This window comes from Hymenobacter sediminis, from assembly GCF_003231285.1.
Classification (GTDB): domain Bacteria; phylum Bacteroidota; class Bacteroidia; order Cytophagales; family Hymenobacteraceae; genus Hymenobacter; species Hymenobacter sediminis.
In genome coordinates this window covers 1-3,174 of the sequence record NZ_QKNS01000019.1, presented here as the reverse complement: position 1 = coordinate 3,174, position 3,174 = coordinate 1, and the positions used below count along the sequence as shown (strand labels likewise).

2 rRNA genes are annotated in these 3,174 nt (G+C 53.8%); both read left to right on the top strand.

Features of this window, described 5'->3' with window-relative positions:
- Positions 1-14 precede the first annotated feature (14 nt).
- Positions 15-2,918 (top strand): 23S ribosomal RNA (locus DNI29_RS23760).
- Between the two features lie 95 nt (positions 2,919-3,013).
- Positions 3,014-3,125 (top strand): 5S ribosomal RNA (gene rrf, locus DNI29_RS23755).
- The last annotated feature ends 49 nt before the right edge of the window (positions 3,126-3,174 follow it).

Sequence of the window (3,174 nt, the reverse complement as noted above, 5' to 3'; positions counted from 1 at the left end):
AGAGTTAGTCACTACGAGAAGTAGATAAGGGCACACGGGGGATGCCTAGGCTCTCAGAGGCGAAGAAGGACGTGATAAGCTGCGATAAGCAGTGGGGAGGGGCACATACCCGGTGATCCACTGATTTCCGAATGGGGCAACCCCCTATCTTGAAGAGATAGGATCTACTGGCTTTGTCTGGTAGAGGCAAACCCGGGGAACTGAAACATCTAAGTACCCGGAGGAACAGAAAATAACATATGATTCCCCAAGTAGTGGCGAGCGAACGGGGAGGAGCCCAAACCAGGGTGGTTACGGCCACCGTGGGGTTGTAGGACCTCAAGATCTGATTGAGTAATCTTAGTTGAATGGCATGGGAAGGCCAACCAAAGACGGTGAGAGTCCGGTAGACGAACTGATTATTCACGGTAGAGGACTCCTGAGTAGGGCGGGGCCGGAGAAACCCCGTCTGAATCCAGCGGCACCATCCGCTAAGGCTACATACTCCTGAGAGACCGATAGTGAACTAGTACCGTGAGGGAAAGGTGAAAAGAACCGGGAATACCGGAGTGAAAAGAACCTGAAACCGTGTGCTTACAAGCAGTTAGAGGGCTTTTGTGGCCTGATAGCGTGCCTTTTGCATAATGAGCCTACGAGTTACTCCTCTCTGGCAAGGTTAAACGTCTGAAGACGTGGAGCCGCAGCGAAAGCGAGTCTGAATAGGGCGCAGAGTCAGAGGGGGTAGACGCGAAACTTTGTGATCTACCCTTGAGCAGGTTGAAGGTTGGGTAACACCAACTGGAGGACCGAACCAGTTTCCGTTGAAAAGGATTTGGATGACTTGAGGGTAGGGGTGAAAGGCCAATCAAACTGAGAAATAGCTCGTACTCCCCGAAATGTATTTAGGTACAGCGTCGAGGTGGAGTCAGCGGGAGGTAGAGCTACCGATAGGACTAGGGGGTGTCACAGCCTACCGAATCCTGACGAACTCCGAATGCCCGTTGATATACTCGGCAGTGAGGCGTGGGGTGCTAAGGTCCCATGCCGAGAGGGAAAGAACCCAGACCATCCGCTAAGGTCCCTAAATTCGGACTAAGTTGAACAAAGGAGGTCCACTTGCTTTGACAGCCAGGAGGTTGGCTTGGAAGCAGCCATTCCTTTAAAGAGTGCGTAACAGCTCACTGGTCGAGCGAGAGGGCATCGATAATACGCGGGCATCAAGTCCGGTACCGAAGCGATGGATTTGCCTTTAGGCAAGTGGTAGGGGAGCATTCTGGTCAGCGGTGAAGGCGTCTCGTCAGGGATGTTGGAGCGGCCAGAAAAGCAAATGTAGGCATGAGTAACGATAAAGGGGGTGAGAAACCCCCTCGCCGATAGACTAAGGTTTCCTGCTCAACGCTAATCGGAGCAGGGTTAGTCGGGACCTAAGGCTAGGCCGAGAGGCTACGTCGATGGACAGCGGGTTGATATTCCCGCACCTAGGATTTGGAGTGATGCAGTGACGCAGAAGTGAAAGTACCGCGAGCGGACGGAAGTGCTCGTTAAAGGGTGTAGGTAGAAGCAGGGTAGTCAAGTACGCCTTGTTTGCTGAAACCCGATAGTACCTGGAGGCTTCGGCCAACGGGATAGTGTACCTAATCAGACTGCCAAGAAAACCTGCTAAGCGTTTACTGAATTCTAGCCCGTACCGCAAACCGACACAGGTAGTCAAGGAGAGCATCCTGAGGCGCTCGAGTGAATCACGGCCAAGGAACTCGGCAAAATGGTCCTGTAACTTCGGGAGAAGGGACGCTTCCTTGCAGCAATGCAAGAAGCCGCAGTGAAAAGGCCCAGGCGACTGTTTAACAAAAACACATGGCTTTGCGAACGCGTAAGCGGAAGTATAAGGCCTGACACCTGCCCGGTGCCGGAAGGTTAAGAGGGGAACTTAGCGCAAGCGAAGGTTTGAATCGAAGCCCCGGTAAACGGCGGCCGTAACTATAACGGTCCTAAGGTAGCGAAATTCCTTGTCGGGTAAGTTCCGACCTGCACGAATGGTGTAACGATCTGGGCGCTGTCTCAGCCGTGAGCTCGGTGAAATTGTAGTCTCGGTGAAGATGCCGAGTACCCGCCACGGGACGGAAAGACCCCGTGCACCTTTACTATAGGTTGACATTGATGCTGGACAACACATGTGTAGGATAGGTGGGAGGCTGTGAACCCGGGCCGCCAGGTCTGGGGGAGCCAACGTTGAAATACCACCCTTGTGTTGTTTGGCACCTAATCTGGAAACGGAAACAGTGTCTGCTGGGTAGTTTGACTGGGGTGGTCGCCTCCAAAAAAGTATCGGAGGCTTTCAAAGGTTCACTCAGTACGCTTGGTAACCGTACGCAGAGCGCAATAGCATAAGTGAGCTTGACTGTGAGGCCTACAAGCCGAGCAGGGTCGAAAGACGGATATAGTGATCCGGTGGTTCCGCATGGAAGGGCCATCGCTCAAAGGATAAAAGGTACGCCGGGGATAACAGGCTGATCTCCCCCAAGAGCTCATATCGACGGGGAGGTTTGGCACCTCGATGTCGGCTCGTCACGTCCTGGGGCTGGAGAAGGTCCCAAGGGTTCGGCTGTTCGCCGATTAAAGTGGCACGCGAGCTGGGTTCAGAACGTCGTGAGACAGTTCGGTCCCTATCTGTGGTGGGCGTAGGATATTTGACAGGACCTGACTTTAGTACGAGAGGACCGAGTTGGACCAGCCGCTCGTGCACCGGTTGTGACGCCAGTTGCAGCGCCGGGTAGCGACGCTGGGATGAGATAAGCGCTGAAAGCATCTAAGTGCGAAACTCACCTGAAGATGAGATATCCGATTAGAAGAGTCGTCGGAGACCACGACGTTGATAGGCCCTAGGTGTAGAGCGCGGAATCGCACAGCCGAGGGGTACTAAGGACTCGAACACTTCTGTAGCTACGATAGCTCTTTCCCTTTCTTTTTCCTACTCTGCCTCTATGTTAAGCTATTAGGATGTTGCCGAGCCTTGAGCCGGTGACTTCCTTCTGATAATGGTGGCTTTAGCCCGGGTGTTCACCTCTTCCCATTCCGAACAGAGTCGTTAAGCCCCGGAGCGCCTATGGTACTGCCTTCACCGGCGGGAGAGTCGGTCGCCGCCAACCTTATCATTTCCTGACGCCCCCCTGCGACTTCGTGCTGCAGGGGGGCGTT